Source organism: Variovorax sp. YR752, from assembly GCF_943372545.1.
Window position 1 is genome coordinate 19,504 of the sequence record NZ_CALRZC010000002.1, and the last position, 15,171, is coordinate 34,674.

The window sequence follows — 15,171 nt, forward strand, 5'->3', positions numbered from 1 at the left end:
CCGCGCTCAGCCTCCGCTGCTCTTCACCGACAGGCCGACGCGCTGCACGCCGGCACGCTGCAGGGTGTCCATCACCTTGACGACCGATTCGTACTTCACCGCCTTGTCGGCCGAGATGACCACCGGCGTCTCGGCGTTGCCGGCCTGCACCTGCTTCACCCTCGCCGCGAGGTTCTTCAGCACGATGGGTTGTTCGTCCTTGCCGTCGACGCGCATCTTCAGCGCCTCGTCGTTGACGACGACGATCTCGATGACATGCTCCGGCGCCTTCTTCGCCTTGCCCACCGTCGGCAGGTCGATCACGCCGGTGGTGATCAGCGGCGCGGTGACCATGAAGATGATCAGCAGCACCAGCATCACGTCGATGAAGGGCACCATGTTGATCTCGCTGATGGTGCGGCGGCGCGAACCGCGGGCGGCGACGGCGGGCATGGCGGGCTCCGGTCAGCGCGAATGCTGGAAACCGCCGTGCACCTGCGCCGTGGCCGGCGTGGGCGGCGGCGGCGCGCCGGTGTTGCGCTGCAGGATGTTGGAGAACTCCTCGATGAAGGTCTCCTGCTGCATCGCGATGCGGTCGATCTGGCGCGCGAAGCGGTTGTAGGCGATCACCGCGGGGATCGCCGCGAACAGGCCGATCGCGGTCGCCACCAGCGCCTCGGCGATGCCGGGCGCGACGGTGGCCAGCGTCACCTGCTGCATGTTCGACAGGCCGACGAAGGCGTGCATGATTCCCCACACCGTGCCGAACAGGCCGACGTAGGGGCTGACCGAGCCGACCGAGGCGAGGAAGGACAGGTTCGATTCGACTGCGTCGATCTCGCGCTGGAAGCTCGCACGCATCGCACGGCGTGCGCCGTCGAGCAGCGCGCCGGGGTCGGTCACGCGCCTCTCGCGCAGCTTGAGGAACTCGCGCATGCCCGAGGCGAAGATGCGCTCCATCGGCGCGCCGTCGGTGCGCTTGGCAGCGTCCGAGTACAGCTCGTTGAGGTTGCGCCCGGCCCAGAACTCGCGCTCGAACTCCTCGTTCTCGCCATTGACGCGCTTGAGGCCGAACAGCTTGCCGAAGATGACCGTCCAGCTCGCCAGCGAGGCGAGCAGCAGGCCGGCCATGACCAGCTGCACGACGAGGCTGGCCTGCGTGACGAGGGTGAAGATGGACAGGTCTTGGTTCATCGCAGTGTCTGGAGGATGGCCGTCGGAATTCGACGGGGGGTGAAAGTTCCGGCATCGACGCAGCCGATGCGGATGCTGCCTTCGGCCAGCAGCGTGGCGGTGCCGGCGTCGTCGCGCCAGGCCTGCTGGTGCACGACCATCGAGGCGCGGCCGACATCCTGCGGCTGCACCGTCACCTCGAGCAGGTCGTCCAGCCGCGCCGGGCTGAGGTAGCGCAGCGAAGTATCGGCGACCACGAAGATCGCACCTGTGTCGGTTCGCAAGCGCTGCTGCGCGAAGCCAAGGGCGCGCAGCCACTCGGTGCGCGCACGTTCGAAGAACTTCAGGTAGTTCGCATAGAACACCACGCCGCCGGCGTCGGTGTCCTCCCAGTACACGCGCAGCGTGTGGCGAAACGGCGTGGGGTTGTCGGTTCGGGCCAAGCCCGGATTATCGCTGCACCCGCTGGTAGACCGGGCCCCACAGCGGATGGCCGGCCTCCGACTTGCTCAGCGCAAACGCCGGGTCGGCCGCACGCGCGGCGCGGAACTGCGCCTCGCAGTCGGCGCTGCGGTTGCTGGTGCAGTAGACGAAGGCAAGCAGCTTGTGCGCGGCGGCGCGGTCGCGTGGCGAGACCAGGCCGGCCTGCAGCGCGGCCAGCAGGTTCTTCTCGGCCGCCGGGTATTGGGCGTCGTCGTAGGCGCGCATGCCGGCGAGCAGCGCCTTCTCGGCCGGGCGCTCGGCGACGTCGAGCAGGCCGACCGGTGCCGTCTCGGTGACGGTCGGCTGCTGGGCGCAACCCACCAGCAACCCCAGCAGGGCGGACAGGGCAATGGCAGCGATCCGAAGGCTCATGATCCGAACTTGTGCTTGAGGTTGACCGGCTGGCCGGGCGCGACGCTGATCGTCGCGCTGTAGGGCGGGAAGTCGGCGTTGCGGATGACGATCTGGTGCCGGCCCTCGGGCAAGGTCAGTTCGTTCAGCGGCGGCGTGGTGCCCACCGGCGTGCCGTTGACCTCGATGTTGCCCCAGGGGCTGACGGCGATGCGCACGCTGCCCGTGCCGGTGGCTGCGGCCGGCGCGGCAGCCTTGCGCGCCTCGCGCGGCGGGCGGGCGAGCTTGGCCGGCGCCGGCTTGGCAGCGGCACGGGGCGGCTCGGCCGGTGCCGGCGGCTCGGCGATGGTGGCCGGCGCAGCCGCGAGTTCGACCGGCGCGGCGGGAGTGGCTGCCTCGATGGTGGTGGGTGCCGCGGGCGCCACCGTGGCGGCCGGCGCCGGCGCAGGTTCAGGAGCCGGGATCGTCGCGGGCGCCGGCGCCACCGACGCCGATGCCGATGCCGATGCCATCGCCTCGGCGGGCGCCGACCGCTGCATCGCCACCCAGACCAGTACCGCACCCACGCCGAGCACCAGCCCGGCGGTGATGGCGACCAGGCTGCGCTTGCGCCGCGGCAGGGCGTCGGCGCCGTCTGGCGGCAGGCTCTCGGGCGAGTTGGCGTTCTCGTCCAGCCAGTGGCGAAGTTCGCGCGACAGCGCGCGCGCCGAGCGGTAGCGGTGCTCCGGGTCCTTTTCCATCGCCCGCGCGGCAATCTCGGCCAGCGCCGTGGGCACGTTCGCATCGAGCTCGTCGGCCCGCGGCGGCTTGTGGTCGAGCACCGCGTTGGTGATCTCGCTGAGCGTGCTGCCGCGGAAGGGCTTCTGGTCGGTCAGCAGTTCGTAGAGCACCACGCCGAGCGAGAACACGTCGGCGCGGCGGTCCACCGTCTGCTGGCGCGCCTGCTCGGGCGCCATGTAGTAGGGCGAGCCAGCAGCGACATCGCCGGCGCCGTCGTGCTGGTGGGCGATGCGCGCGATGCCGAAGTCGAGCACGCGCGGCTGCGTGCGCCCGACCATGAAGATGTTCGCCGGCTTGATGTCGCGGTGCACCACGCCCTTGCTGTGCGCGTAGGCCAGCGCATCGGCGACGCGGCGCACGATGGTCGCCGCCTGCGCCGGCGTCGGCCGCCAGCCTTCCTGGCGCAGCTGGCGCAGGTCGCGGCCCTTGAGCAGCTCCATGGCGATGTAGGCGCTCTGGTCGCTGACGCCGGCGTCGAACACCGTCACGATGTGCGGGTGCGACAGGCCGCCGGCGGCGCGGGCCTCGTTCAGGAACAGTGCGTTGAAGGCCTCGCGCTCTTCCGGCGCGATCTCCAGGTTCAGGGTCTTGATCGCGATGAGGCGCGACAGCAGCGGATCGTGCGCGGCGTAGACGGTGCCCAGCCCTCCGGCGCCGATCTTGTACTTGAGCGCATAGCGGCCGATGTGCCCGATGGTGGGCATCTGGTCATCGGGCTGGTTCGGCGGATTGGTCGGGAAGGCCCTCGCCGGCCCGGGTGGTGCGCCGATGTCGGTATCGCCCCACGGCGCGATGTCGGACGCGGTGGGCGGCAGGGTCGGTGCTGCGGGCTCGACCGGCTCGGTGTCCGGCGCCACGGGCCGCTGCGAGGGGCTCGGTGAAGTCACCGCGGGAGCTTAGTGCACCGCCTGGGGGCGAGCGCGTGAAAAACGCCCAGTTGAGCGACGTTAGTAACAGCTTCTCACCAAAGTTTGACCTGTGCCCGTGCCGGGCGTCACGCGCGCGCCACGAGCACCTCGGCCAGCCGCGTCATCGCCTCGTTCAGCTGGTCCATCGAGTTGGCATAGGACAGACGCACGAAACGCTCGGTGCCATGGCGGCCGAAGTCGCGCCCGGGCGTGAGTGCGACGTGGGCACGGCGCATCACGTCGAAGACGAAGTCCCAGCTGCTGCTCGCATGTGCCGAGCAGTCGGCCCAGGCGTAGAAGGCGCCGTCGGGCATCACCGGAACCGTCAGGCCGAGCGCGTTCAGGGCCGGAACCACCACGTCACGCCGGGCCTTGAACTCGCTGCGGCGGCGTTCGTACTCGGCAATCGACTCCGGCTCGAAGCAGGCCAGCGCCGCATGCTGCGACAGCGTGGAGGCGCAGATGAAGAGGTTCTGCGCGAGCTTCTCGACCGCTGGGACCAGCGACACCGGCAGCACCATCCAGCCCAGCCGCCAGCCGGTCATCGAGAAGTACTTCGAGAAGCTGTTGATCGAGATGACGTCGTCGCCATGCGCCAGTGCGCTGGTGCCGAAGCGCTCGTCGTAGCTCAGGCCGAGGTAGATCTCGTCGACGATCGCGAAGCCGCCGCGCGCACGCACTGCGGCCACGATGCGGCCCATCTCGGCCGGGTCGATCGAGGTGCCGGTGGGGTTGGACGGCGAGGCCAGCAGCACGCCGCGCGTGCGCTCGCCCCAGGCTGCTTCGACGCCGGCGGCGTCGGGCTGGAAGCGCTGTTCCGGCCCGCAGGGCAGCAGCACCGGCACGCCGTCGGCGGCGGCGACGAAGTGGCGGTTGCAGGGGTAGCTCGGGTCGGGCATCAGCACCTCGTCGCCGCGCTCGACCAGCGCCAGGCAGGCGAGCTGCAGCGCCGCCGAGGCGCCCGCGGTGATCACGATGCGCGAGGGCGCGATGTCCAGGCCGAAACGCTGCGCGTACCAGCCGCTGAGGCGCTCGCGCAGCGCCTCCAGCCCGACGGCGTGGGTGTACTGCGTGCGGCCGCCACGCAGCGCGCGCTCGGCGGCCTCGCGCACCAGCGGCGGGGCGGTGAAGTCGGGCTCGCCGATGTTGAGGAAGACCATCGGCTTGTCGCGCCAGGCAGGCGAGCGTGCCAGTTCGCTGGCCGCCTTGGCGCACTCCATCACGTAGAAGGGCTCGATGTGATCGAGCCGCGAGGCTGTCCGCATGGAGCTGCTCAGCGCCGTGCTGCGCGCGCCGCCTGCACCTCGACCGGCCGCAGTTCGGCGGCCGCCTTGTCGAGCACGCCGTTGACGTACTTGTGGCCGTCGGTGCCGCCGAAGTTCTTGGCCAGTTCCACCGCCTCGTTGATCGCCACCTTGTAGGGCACGTCGATGCAGTGCTTGAGCTCGTAGGTGCCGATCATCAGCACGCCGTGCTCGATCGGCGACAGCTCCGTGGTCTTGCGGTCGACGTGCCTGGCGAGCACGGCGTCGATGTCGGCCGCCTCGGCGATGCAGCCATGCAGCAGGGCGTCGAAGTGGGCCGCGTCGACTTCCGAGAAGCCGTCCTGCTCGCGCATGTGGGCGTCGATCACGCCGGGCTCGCCGCCGCCGATCAGCCATTCGTACAGGCCCTGCAGCGCCGCCTCGCGCGAGCGGCGGCGTGCAGAGGGCGGACGCTGGCCCGGCGCACGCGGCTTGGGCTTCTTCTTCTCGGGCGTATCGGTCACGACAGGTCTTCCAGCAGGTTGGCCATCTCGACCGCCACGCGTGCGGCGTCACGGCCCTTCTCCTCGGCGCGGGCCCAGGCCTGGGCCTCGTTCTCGACGGTGAGGATGGCGTTGGCGATCGGCAGGTGGTGGTCCAGCGAGACGCGGGTGACGCCGGCGCCGCTCTCGTTGGCGACCAGCTCGAAATGGTAGGTCTCGCCGCGGATGATGCAGCCCAGCGCGACCAGCGCGTCGAAGTCCTCGCTCTCGGCCAGCGCGTCGAGTGCCAGCGGCACTTCCAGCGCGCCGGGCACGGTGACGTGGCGGATGTGGCGTTCGTTGACGCCGAGCGCCTTCAGTTCGGCCAGGCAGCTCTCGGCGAGCTTGGCGGTGAGCGCGGCGTTGAAACGCGCCTGCACGATGCCGATGCGCAGGTCCTGCCCTTCGAGGCTGGCGGCGTTGCCCTTGTCAGCGTCCTGCATGGCGGTCTTTCGTCGAGTCGTTCATTCCTGGGCCGACACGAAGCCGGTCACTTCCAGCCCGTAGCCGGTCATGCTGGGCATGCGGCGCGGGCTGCCGAGCAGACGCATCTTCGCGATGCCCAGCTCGCGCAGGATCTGCGCGCCGACGCCGTAGGTGCGCAGGTCCATCTGGCCACGCACCGGCGCGCTCTCGCGCTTGCGGCCATCGACCTGCGGCAGCAGGGCCGCCACGTCCTCGCCGCAGTTGAGCAGCAGCGCTGCGCCGCGCTGCGCGGCCTGGATGGCTGCCAGCGCCTTCGGCAGCGGCCACGAATGGCCGCAGATGCCGGTGTCGAGCAGGTCCATCACCGACAGCGGCTCGTGCACGCGCACCAGCACCTCGTCGTCGGGCGTCCATCGGCCGTGCACCAGCGCGAGGTGCAGGCCGCCGGTACGGTCGCGGAAGGCGGTGCAATCGAACTCGCCTTGCGCCGTGGACAGCTTGCGCGAACCGGCACGCTCGATCAGCGACTCGTTGCGGCTGCGGTACTCGATCAGGTCGGCGATGGTGCCGATCTTCAGGCGGTGTTCGCGCGCGAACTCGATCAGGTCGGGCAGGCGCGCCATCGTGCCGTCGTCCTTCATGACCTCGCAGATCACCGCGGCGGGCGTCAGCCCGGCCATGCCGGCGAGGTCGCAGCCGGCCTCGGTGTGACCGGCGCGCATCAGCACGCCGCCGTCCTGCGCCTGCAGCGGGAAGATGTGGCCCGGCTGCACCAGGTCGCGGGCCTGGGCATTGCGCGCCACTGCGGCCTGCACGGTGCGGGCGCGGTCGGCAGCCGAGATGCCGGTGGTCACGCCCTCGGCCGCCTCGATCGAGACGGTGAAGGCGGTGCCGGTCTTCTGGCCGTTGCGTGCGGCCATGGGCGTGAGTTGCAGCCGCTCGCAGCGTTCGCGCGTCAGCGTCAGGCAGATCAGCCCGCGGCCGAACCTGGCCATGAAGTTGATCGCCTCGGGCGTGACGTGGTCGGCGGCGAGCACGAGGTCGCCCTCGTTCTCGCGGTCTTCCTCGTCGACGAGGATGACCATGCGGCCGGCGGCCAGCTCGGCCACCAGTTCCGGAATCGGGGAAATGGACATGGCGGAATTGTAGGTGGCGGGGTGCGTTGCGCCCCGGTGGAGCAGGCTCAGTGCCGCGGCAGCGAGCCGCCGAGCATGCGCTCGACGTAGCGGGCGATCAGGTCGATCTCGAGGTTGACGCGGCTGCCGGCGCGCAGCGTGCCCAGCGTGGTGTTTTCGATCGTGTGCGGGATCAGGTTGATGCTGAACTCGCAGCGGTCCTGGTGGTCGACGACGCGGTTGACGGTCAGGCTGACGCCGTTGACGGTGATCGAGCCCTTGTAGGCGAGGAAGCGCGCCAGCGCCGGGGGTGCGCTGATGCGCAGCTCCCACGACTCGCCGACCGGTTCGAACAGCACCACCGCGCCGATGCCGTCGACATGCCCGCTGACCAGGTGGCCGCCGAGGCGGTCGTTCGCGCGCAGCGCCTTCTCCAGGTTGACCGGGCCAGGTTCGCCGAGCCCGGCGGTCTTGTCCAGGCTCTCGGCCGAGATGTCGATGGTGAACTGGCGCGCGCCGGGCGACAGAGTGGTGACGGTCATGCAGGCGCCGTTGAGCGCGATGCTGTCGCCCAGCACCACGTCGTCGAGGTAGCCGGCGGGCGCCTCGATGGTCAGGCGCCGCCCGTGGGATGCGTCGCCGCCGAGCGGCGTGGCGTCGACGATGCGGCCGACGCCGGTGATGATGCCGGTGAACATGGGGGCGATTGTCGCAGGGCGCGGCCGCCCCACGAGTCGCCTGGGTGTCAGAACGCCTCGCGCCCCGGCGGGCGGGCGATCAGGCGCAGGTCGTCGCCGAGGCGATCGACACTCGTCCAGTGCAGGTCCAGCGTGTCCTGCAGGCGCTCGAGCGGGCCGAACGCCGCCAGCTCGCGGCCGACGCCGAGCAGCCGCGGCGCCATGTAGACGAGGAACTCGTCGACCAGGCCTTCGCGCACCAGCGAGCCATTGAGTTTGTGGCCGGCCTCGACGTGCAGTTCGTTGACGCCACGCGCCGCCAGATCGGCGAGCATCGCCGCCAGGTCGACCTTGCCGCCCGGGCCGGGCGCGAAGGCGATCTCGGCGCCTGAGGCCTTCAGCGCCGCCTCGCGCGCGGCGTCGGGGTGCGCAGCGTAGATCAGAACCGCGCCGGGCGGGGCGAGCAGCTTCGCCGTGACTGGCGTTTCCAGCCGCGAATCGACCACCACGCGCATCGGCTGGCGTGGCGTCTCGACCAGGCGCACGTCGAGCCGTGGATCGTCGTCATGCACCGTGCCCACGCCGGTGAGCACCGCGCTGGCGCGGCGGCGGAAGGCATGGCCGTCGGCGCGCGCATCCGGCCCGGTGATCCACTGGCTCACGCCGTTGGGCAGCGCGCTGCGCCCGTCCAGCGACACCGCGACTTTCAGGCGCACCCACGGCCGGCCGCGCACGATGCGCGAGAAGAAGCCGATGTTCAGCTCGCGCGCCTCGGTGGCGAGCAGGCCGCTTTCCACGGTGATGCCGGCGGCGCGCAGCCGCGCCGCGCCCTGGCCGGCGACCTGCGGGAACGGATCCTCGATCGCCATCACCACGCGGCCGATGCGGGCAGCGATCAGCGCATCGCAGCACGGCGGCGTGCGGCCATGGTGGGCGCAGGGCTCCAGCGTCACGTAGGCGGTGGCGCCGTGCAGGATCTCGTGCTGCGACTCGGCCTCGCGCAGCGCCATCACCTCGGCGTGCGGCCCGCCGGCCTGCTGCGTGCGGCCTCGGCCGATCACGCGGCCGTCGGGCGCGACGATCACGCAGCCGACGCGCGGGTTGGGCTCGGTCAGGCCGACGGACTGCTCGGCCAGCGCGAGCGCCTCGTGCATCGGCGTGGGGAAGTTCGGCGAGGACATGCGCCGCATTCTGCGTGATCAGTGCGCGCTTCAGCGTGCCAGCAGCAGGGCGCCGGCGGCCGCTGGGTCGCTCGCGCCGATCAGCGTGGCGAGGGCGACCTGCTGTGCCTCGCCGTTGCGGTCGGGCCAGCGGACCACGATCTCGACGCTGCGCGAGCGTGGCCACGCCGCCGCATCGACGCGCCGCTGCACCGTGTAGGGCGGGCTGCCCAGGCCGTCGGGCTCGACGGTGTAGGCCGCGCTCGCGATCGCCTCGAACGACGTCGCGGCGATGCCGCGCAGCGTTTCGACGTCCTGCTGCGCCAGGCGCGTGGCCTCGCTGCGCTGGCGGGCCAGTTCGGCATGCTGGCGCAGTTCGGGCTGCATCCGCACGACGGCAAGCATGCCCAGCGACAGCACGAGGAAGGCGATCAGGGCCTCGATCAGCGTGACGCCGCGCTGGGCCCGGCGAAGGGGGTGTTTCATCGTCGGGTCTCCGGTGGATCAGAAGTCGCGCCAGCTGCCGGGCAGGCGGACGAAGCTGCCCTGGCGCGTGCGCAGGGCGTCGAGCACGTCGGCATCGCGTGTGAGCACGAGCGAGGTGTCTCCGCCCGCTGCGCCCTCGCTGAACAGCGCGCCGTTGACCGTCGCCGCCGGCGCGGACCAGGCGATGCCGTTGCCGTACAGCACGCCGTGCAGCGTCACCGCCCCCTGCAACTGGACCGTGCCGCTGGCGACGATGAGCATCGGGCGCTGCGGTGTGCCGAGCGTCAACGGGCCGCGCAGCAGCAGGTCACCAGGCAGGGCGACGAGCGTCACGCCTTCGCTGGCGAGTGCGGCCAGCGCCGCGCTGCACTCGCCCTGGCAGTCCAGCGTGCGAACGGCCGGCTGGCGCAACCACGCCGCCTTCGACACGCCGAAGTGGGCAGCAAAGAAGCTGGCCGGCTCGACCGCCGCCGGTCGCATCGTCAGCGCCGCGGCGGGCGGCGACGCCAGGGCCGGCTGCAGCGCCAGCACGGCCGCGTGGCGCGACACCGCGCGGTCGCTGCCGCTGCCATCCGGGCGGCACTCGCCGCTCCAGCGGCTGCAGCCGACGGCGCTCAGTCGCAGCAGGCCCGGGTGCGGGCCGGGTTCGAGGCGCAGGGCGAAGGCCGCGCCGTTGGCGACAGTGGTGTCGGGGAAGGCCGCGGTGTCGGCGGGGCAGCCGCAGGCCCAGCCCTCGGCGCCGAACACGCAGGCCGGGCGCAGTTCGCGGGGCGTGAGGGCCGCACTGGCGGTGTTGAGATGTCGCTCGCGAAAGCTCGCACCGCCCGCCGCCAGGAGACAGTCGTCGCCGCGGGCAGTACTGTCGTTCAGCAGCGCGGTGGCCCACTCGAGCCCCGCCTCGGCGGCTTCGAACGCCAGGGTCGATTCGCTCTGGTTGGCCGACTGGCGCAGCTCGAGCAGCAGGTTGCGGTTGGCGGCGACGAGCGCGAGCAGCATTGCGGCCAGCAGCATCAGCGCGACGGCAAGCGTCGCCGCGCCGCGCTGGGAACGGGGCATCGGTGTCTTCATCGTGGGGCTCCAGGTCGGGCTCAGGCCGGGCAGGCGCCGGCCACGTGCTCGTTGCGCAGTTGCACGCGGCTCGACAGGCGGCGGATCAGGTCGGCGTCGCCGGCAGCGCGGGCGGTGATGCGGATGGTGACGCTGCGCTGTTCGATGCGCGGGCCGCAGGCCTCGCCTGGCGGGCACGGCGTCGTGCAGTGCTCCGCCAGCGGGGTCGACTGCAGTTCCGGCGTCACGCTGAACTCGGTGACCACCAGCGTGCCCGCATCGGTCAGCGCCTGCCAGTGGCCGGCACCGAGCAGCAGTTCGAGCACGCCGTTGCGCAGGCGCAGGCCGAACTGTTCGTTGCCGTCGAGCAGCTGGTTCTCGGTGCTGTCGCGTGAGTAGGCGAACTGCGCAGCGTCCGATGCCGCCGCCTGCGGCGCGAACGCCGCATACGGATTGGCCGTGCCGGCCGCCGGCGCCGCCCAGTGGCCGGCGCGGCGCAGGTCGCGGGCGATGATGTCGGCAGCGCTGCGCAGTTCCTGCATCAGGCGCATCGCGGCGGTGGCGCTGCGGTGTTCGCGCCACTGGCCCGCCAGCGGCGACAGGCCGGCAGCGCTGATGAACAGGCCCAGCGCCAGGCCGATCATCAGCTCGACGAGCGAGAGACCCTTCTGCTGCGTGTGCATGGTGGCGCTCCGCTCAGAGGCCCCAGCAGCGGCGGTTCGCTGCTGCATCGTTGGCCACACGATCGTCCTCGCCGGAGCGGAGGGTCGGCGTGCCGTCGATGACGCTCAGTTTCAGCACCCGGCACCGCACATCGCCCGCCTGCGAGCCGGTCGCGCGGGCCATCAGCTCGTAGCCGCGTTCGTCGGCCGACTGCATCTCGAGCAGGTAGTGCCCGGCACTGGAGCGGTCGGCCGTGCGCAGTTCGGCCAGGCCGGCATAGCGGCGGCGGTTGGCGTAGCTTCGCTCCTGCGCGATCTGCACCTGCGCCACGGCCACCAGCGCATCGGCGCGGCGTGCCTTGTGCAGGCTGCTCTGGAAGCTCGGCCAGGCGATGCTGGACAGCACGCTGGCGATGCCCAGCACGCTCAGGATCTCGATCAGCGTGAAGCCGCGGGCGGCGCGGCGTGCGTTCGGGGTCTGACGGGTCATGGCGGTTCCTCCTCGGTTCGACTGGGGTTCGGTGGGCGCTTCAGCAGGGGTGATAGCCCGCCACGCCGGCCAGCGGCGAGCAGCTGCGCACGCGGCCCATGACGTTGATCACGTGGTGGATCGCGCGGCCATCGCCCAGGGCGATGCGCCAGGTCGCGGTGGGCGTCGCTGTGCCGTGCAGCGGGTCGAAGGCGATCGACGCGGTGTTCGACTGCAGCGAAACCCGTGCGCCGGAACCCCAGGCCACGCTGCGGATCGGCGTGCTGCCGGGCGTGCAGTGCGCCTGGCCGTCGGCATCGCAGCCGCAGGCCTCGGCCGGGCCGGTGTGAAGCAGGTAGCAGGCGGAGGCGGCGTGCCAGCTCAGCCGCACCACGCGGTTGCGCGCGATGCTTTCGTTGCGGGCGAGCTGCAGGTCGGCGGCGAACTGCGTGGCGGCGGCGTCGAGCCGGTAGCGGTCGATCAGCCGCTGGAAGCCGGGAGCGGCCGAGGTGGTCGTGATCGCGACGATGGCGAGGACGACCGCGGCTTCGACGAGCGTCAGGCCGTGCTGGCCGTGCTGGTCGTGTTGGCCGTGCTGTGGGCGGTGGGGTTCCATGCTGTGCTCCGCGAGTGGCGATGCACAGACTCTAGGAATCGCAGCGTCGGCGCGCGTCCCACGCAGGGGCGGGCCTGCAGGCCTCGCAGCGGTGCGCCCGCTGCGGTGTCCCCCGCTCGGGGGAGGGTCAGCGGGGCAGCCTCAAATGTCTCTGATGAGCTGCCGGAACTCGTCCACGTCCTCGAAGGAGCGGTAGACGGACGCGAAGCGCACGTAGGCGACCTTGTCGATGCGCTTGAGCTCGCGCATCACCAGCTCCCCCAGCCGGGTGGAGCTGACTTCCTTGGCGCCGCTGTTGAGCAGCTTGTCCTGGATGCGCTCGACCGCGGCGTCGATCTGCTCGACGCTGACCGGCCGCTTGCGCAGCGCCAGCGCCATCGAGGCGCGCAGCTTGGCGAGTTCGAACTCGGCGCGCGTGCCGTCCTTCTTGACGACGGAGGGCAGCGCGATCTCGGCCCGCTCGTAGGTGGTGAAGCGCTTGTCGCAGTGCTGGCAGCGCCGCCGCCGGCGCACCACGTCGCCTTCGTCGGACTCGCGCGTCTCGACGACCTGGGTCTCGTCGTGGCTGCAGAAGGGGCAGCGCATGCCAGCGGCCGGCGGCCGTGTCAGCGGTAGACGGGGAAGTCGCGCGTCAGCGCCGCGACCTTGGCACGCACCGCGGCGATGTTCGCCTCGTCGTGCGGCTTGTCGAGCACGTCGGCGATCAGGCTGGCGGTCATGCGCGCCTGCTCTTCCTTGAAGCCGCGCGTGGTCATCGCCGGCGAGCCGAGGCGGATGCCGCTGGTCACCATCGGCTTCTGCGGGTCGTTCGGGATGCCGTTCTTGTTGCAGGTCATGTGCGCCGCGCCAAGGATGCCTTCGGCCTCCTTGCCGGTCAGGCCCTTGGGGCGCAGGTCGACCAGCATCACGTGGCTCTCGGTGCGGCCGCTGACGATGCGCAGGCCGCGCTGCACCAGCGTCTCGGCCATCGCCGCGGCGTTCTTCACCACCTGCTGCTGGTAGACCTTGAACTCGGGCGACAGCGCCTCCTTGAAGGCCACCGCCTTGCCGGCGATCACATGCATCAGCGGGCCGCCCTGGATGCCGGGGAAGATCGCGCTGTTGACCTTCTTGGCGATCTCCTCGCCGCGCATCAGGATCAGGCCGCCGCGCGGGCCGCGCAGCGTCTTGTGGGTGGTCGAGGTGACGACGTCGGCGAAGGGCACCGGATTCGGGTACACGCCCGCGGCGATCAGGCCGGCGTAGTGCGCCATGTCGACCATGAAGTAGGCGCCGATGGCCTTGGCCACCTTCGCGAAGCGCTCGAAGTCGATGCGCAGCGCGTAGGCCGAGGCGCCGGCGATGATCAGCTTCGGCTTGTGCTCGTGCGCGAGCCGCTCCATCGCGTCGTAGTCGATCTCTTCCTTGGCGTTCAGGCCGTAGCTCACCACCTTGAACCACTTGCCGCTCATGTTCAGCGGCATGCCGTGGGTCAGATGGCCGCCTTCGGCCAGGCTCATGCCCATGATGGTGTCGCCCGGCTGCAGCAGGCCGAAGAACACGCCCTGGTTGGCCTGCGAGCCGGAGTTCGGCTGCACGTTGGCGAACTCGGCGCCGAACAGTTGCTTCGCACGCTCGATGGCCAGTTGCTCGACCACGTCGACGTTCTCGCAGCCGCCGTAGTAGCGCTTGCCCGGGTAGCCCTCGGCGTACTTGTTGGTGAGCTGCGAGCCCTGCGCGGCCATCACCGCCGGCGAGGCGTAGTTCTCCGAGGCGATCAGCTCGATGTGGTCTTCCTGGCGCTGGTTCTCGCGCTGGATGGCGACCCAGATCTCGGGGTCGACGTTGGCAACGGTGGAAGCGGTACGGTCGAACATGACGGCAGTCCTTGACAGCAGAGGATCCCGGCGCAGGCCGCACGCGATGCGACCGCAGGGCTGCCCAGGCGAACGGCTGATGCGACGCCCGCAATTGTCGGGCGCCGACCGCGCTTCCCGGTGGTACACCACCTCAGGCCCCGGGGAGGGGCCGCATCGCCAGTCGCGCGGTGGCGGGAGTTTAGCGGAGGCGCGCCGGGCCGGTCAGCGCAGCCACGCCACCTGTTCGGTGGGTTCGCCTTGCTCGGCCGGCGCGGCGGCCGGCTGCGGCTCGCTGCGCTGCGCGCCGGAGGCAGCGGTCGACACCGGAATCAGCGCCACGTTGGCCGGCACCGACTTGCCGGCGGCGATCTGGCGCAGGTTGGCCTGCTCGGCCAGCACCTTGCCGGCGTAGCCGCCGTCGTCTTCCAGGTTGGCCGCGCCGACGTAGTAGCGCAGGCCGGCTTCCAGGCTGCCGGCGCGCGAGATGCACTCCTTGAGCACCTGCACGCCGACGCGCAGGTTGGTCACCGGGTCGAAGGCGGCATGGTTGCCGCCGAAGGCCTCGTACTTGTCGTCGTGGATCTTGGTCATGACCTGCATCAGGCCCTGGGCGCCGACCGAACTCTGCGCGAACGGGTTGAAGCTCGACTCGACCGCCATGATCGCCAGGATCAGCGTCGGATCGAGATTGGCGCGCTCGCCCACGGCCCAGGCCTCCTGGACCAGGCGGCTGATCGGTTCCGGCGCGACGCGGTAGCGGCGCGAGATCCAGTGCGCCACGGCGGCTTGCTGGCGGGTCAGTTCCTTCGGGTCGGCGGCGGTGGCGCGGGTGATCGCGCCCGGCTCGCTGAGCTGGCTGGCCAGCAGTTCCGCCGGCTCGGCGCGCGCTTCGTGGCGGGCTTGCAGCCAGCCCAGCACGTGCGTCTCTGCAGACTGGCGCAACTCGGGCCGACCGAGCGCAAACACCGCGCCGGCGACGATCAGCAGGCCGACCAGTGCCAGCATGTTGTGGCTGACCTCGAGCAAGCCGTGCCCGACGTCCTTCAGGAACACCGTGGCCGACTCGCCGATGGCATCGCGCACCCGCAGGGCACGCGTCAAGCATCGCTTCAGCGTTGTCATGTCACTCCTTTGTCTGCGCCGCCGGCCCGGTTGGGCAACCCCGCTGCAAGGTGCGCGCGGGGCGACGGTGATAATCCTGGGCCGGTCTTGCGG

The 15,171-nt window shown here is 71.1% G+C and carries 19 protein-coding genes and 1 riboswitch; all 19 genes read right to left on the reverse strand.

What is annotated here, in order from left to right:
• Positions 1-6 precede the first annotated feature (6 nt).
• The 19 genes from AAG801_RS00545 to AAG801_RS00635 all read right to left on the reverse strand — a co-directional run bounded on the left by AAG801_RS00545 (position 7) and on the right by AAG801_RS00635 (position 15,057).
• On the reverse strand, positions 7-432 hold the full coding sequence (locus AAG801_RS00545; RefSeq protein WP_341886672.1) for a biopolymer transporter ExbD: 426 nt from the start codon (positions 430-432) through the stop codon (positions 7-9).
• 12 nt (positions 433-444) lie between these two features.
• The gene (gene tolQ / locus AAG801_RS00550; RefSeq protein ID WP_341886673.1) at positions 445-1,173 is read right to left on the reverse strand and encodes a protein TolQ; all 729 of its coding nucleotides are present in this window, start codon (positions 1,171-1,173) and stop codon (positions 445-447) included.
• A complete protein-coding gene (gene ybgC, locus AAG801_RS00555; protein WP_341886674.1) occupies positions 1,170-1,595 on the reverse strand; it encodes a tol-pal system-associated acyl-CoA thioesterase in 426 nt (141 codons plus the stop codon). The genes tolQ and ybgC overlap by 4 nt, the downstream gene beginning before the upstream one ends.
• 7 nt (positions 1,596-1,602) lie before the next feature.
• A complete protein-coding gene (locus tag AAG801_RS00560; RefSeq protein WP_341886675.1) occupies positions 1,603-2,007 on the reverse strand; it encodes a TssQ family T6SS-associated lipoprotein in 405 nt (134 codons plus the stop codon).
• A complete protein-coding gene (locus tag AAG801_RS00565; RefSeq protein WP_341886676.1) occupies positions 2,004-3,653 on the reverse strand; it encodes a serine/threonine-protein kinase in 1,650 nt (549 codons plus the stop codon). The genes AAG801_RS00560 and AAG801_RS00565 overlap by 4 nt, the downstream gene beginning before the upstream one ends.
• A gap of 107 nt (positions 3,654-3,760) precedes the next feature.
• Positions 3,761-4,939 (reverse strand): pyridoxal phosphate-dependent aminotransferase, encoded by a 1,179-nt coding sequence (locus AAG801_RS00570; protein WP_341886677.1) that lies wholly within the window; start codon positions 4,937-4,939, stop codon positions 3,761-3,763.
• Positions 4,940-4,947: 8 nt separating this feature from the next.
• On the reverse strand, positions 4,948-5,442 hold the full coding sequence (nusB, locus tag AAG801_RS00575) for a transcription antitermination factor NusB (protein ID WP_341886678.1): 495 nt from the start codon (positions 5,440-5,442) through the stop codon (positions 4,948-4,950).
• Positions 5,439-5,903 (reverse strand): 6,7-dimethyl-8-ribityllumazine synthase, encoded by a 465-nt coding sequence (ribH, locus tag AAG801_RS00580; protein WP_341886679.1) that lies wholly within the window; start codon positions 5,901-5,903, stop codon positions 5,439-5,441. The genes nusB and ribH overlap by 4 nt, the downstream gene beginning before the upstream one ends.
• 21 nt (positions 5,904-5,924) lie before the next feature.
• The gene (ribBA, locus tag AAG801_RS00585) at positions 5,925-7,022 is read right to left on the reverse strand and encodes a bifunctional 3,4-dihydroxy-2-butanone-4-phosphate synthase/GTP cyclohydrolase II (RefSeq protein ID WP_341886680.1); all 1,098 of its coding nucleotides are present in this window, start codon (positions 7,020-7,022) and stop codon (positions 5,925-5,927) included.
• Between the two features lie 47 nt (positions 7,023-7,069).
• Complete coding sequence (locus AAG801_RS00590; RefSeq protein WP_341886681.1) at positions 7,070-7,699, reverse strand: riboflavin synthase; 630 nt, start codon at positions 7,697-7,699, stop codon at positions 7,070-7,072.
• Between the two features lie 47 nt (positions 7,700-7,746).
• Complete coding sequence (ribD, locus tag AAG801_RS00595) at positions 7,747-8,859, reverse strand: bifunctional diaminohydroxyphosphoribosylaminopyrimidine deaminase/5-amino-6-(5-phosphoribosylamino)uracil reductase RibD (protein WP_341886682.1); 1,113 nt, start codon at positions 8,857-8,859, stop codon at positions 7,747-7,749.
• Positions 8,860-8,889: 30 nt separating this feature from the next.
• On the reverse strand, positions 8,890-9,324 hold the full coding sequence (locus AAG801_RS00600) for a prepilin-type N-terminal cleavage/methylation domain-containing protein (protein ID WP_341886683.1): 435 nt from the start codon (positions 9,322-9,324) through the stop codon (positions 8,890-8,892).
• A gap of 18 nt (positions 9,325-9,342) precedes the next feature.
• The gene (locus AAG801_RS00605; protein ID WP_341886684.1) at positions 9,343-10,392 is read right to left on the reverse strand and encodes a PilX N-terminal domain-containing pilus assembly protein; all 1,050 of its coding nucleotides are present in this window, start codon (positions 10,390-10,392) and stop codon (positions 9,343-9,345) included.
• A gap of 20 nt (positions 10,393-10,412) precedes the next feature.
• On the reverse strand, positions 10,413-11,054 hold the full coding sequence (locus AAG801_RS00610) for a prepilin-type N-terminal cleavage/methylation domain-containing protein (RefSeq protein ID WP_341886685.1): 642 nt from the start codon (positions 11,052-11,054) through the stop codon (positions 10,413-10,415).
• A gap of 13 nt (positions 11,055-11,067) precedes the next feature.
• A complete protein-coding gene (locus tag AAG801_RS00615) occupies positions 11,068-11,523 on the reverse strand; it encodes a type IV pilin protein (protein WP_341886686.1) in 456 nt (151 codons plus the stop codon).
• A gap of 40 nt (positions 11,524-11,563) precedes the next feature.
• The gene (locus tag AAG801_RS00620; RefSeq protein ID WP_341886687.1) at positions 11,564-12,118 is read right to left on the reverse strand and encodes a GspH/FimT family pseudopilin; all 555 of its coding nucleotides are present in this window, start codon (positions 12,116-12,118) and stop codon (positions 11,564-11,566) included.
• 141 nt (positions 12,119-12,259) lie between these two features.
• On the reverse strand, positions 12,260-12,703 hold the full coding sequence (gene nrdR, locus AAG801_RS00625; protein ID WP_341886688.1) for a transcriptional regulator NrdR: 444 nt from the start codon (positions 12,701-12,703) through the stop codon (positions 12,260-12,262).
• A 20-nt stretch (positions 12,704-12,723) separates the two neighbouring features.
• Positions 12,724-13,974 (reverse strand): serine hydroxymethyltransferase, encoded by a 1,251-nt coding sequence (gene glyA / locus AAG801_RS00630; protein ID WP_341886689.1) that lies wholly within the window; start codon positions 13,972-13,974, stop codon positions 12,724-12,726.
• A 55-nt stretch (positions 13,975-14,029) separates the two neighbouring features.
• A riboswitch (ZMP/ZTP riboswitch) is annotated at positions 14,030-14,151 on the reverse strand.
• Between the two features lie 27 nt (positions 14,152-14,178).
• Complete coding sequence (locus tag AAG801_RS00635) at positions 14,179-15,057, reverse strand: lytic transglycosylase domain-containing protein (RefSeq protein ID WP_341886690.1); 879 nt, start codon at positions 15,055-15,057, stop codon at positions 14,179-14,181.
• Between the last annotated feature and the right edge of the window lie 114 nt (positions 15,058-15,171).